The 240-nt window shown below is 73.8% G+C and carries 1 protein-coding gene; it reads left to right on the top strand.

Translation table 11 applies throughout. From position 1 onward, the window contains the following. Positions 1 to 240, top strand: a 240-nt coding sequence (locus tag ACQG3P_RS22820; RefSeq protein WP_426806320.1) for a hypothetical protein, incomplete at both ends; no start/stop codon positions are given.

The raw sequence follows: 240 nt of genomic DNA on the forward strand, positions 1-240 counted from the left end.
CGACACTGTGGGCGTTCCGCCAGACCGACCACCTGACCTACGCGCGCCGCTTCGAGCACCGGAGGATCGACAACCGCCAGCTCGCCCACGGCGCTTACGCTGGCGGCATCTCCGACGCCACCGACCTGCCCCCGCAGGGGCCGGGCCTGGCGCAGACGGGCGTGGAGCCGGCCCGGCTCACCCGCTCGCTCACCGCGCTGTCCGCAGCGGTGTACCGCAACGGCATGTACTCCCCTGGCC

It is taken from the genome of Stenotrophomonas sp. SrG (assembly GCF_050031795.1).
GTDB classification, from domain to species: domain Bacteria; phylum Pseudomonadota; class Gammaproteobacteria; order Xanthomonadales; family Xanthomonadaceae; genus Stenotrophomonas; species Stenotrophomonas rhizophila_A.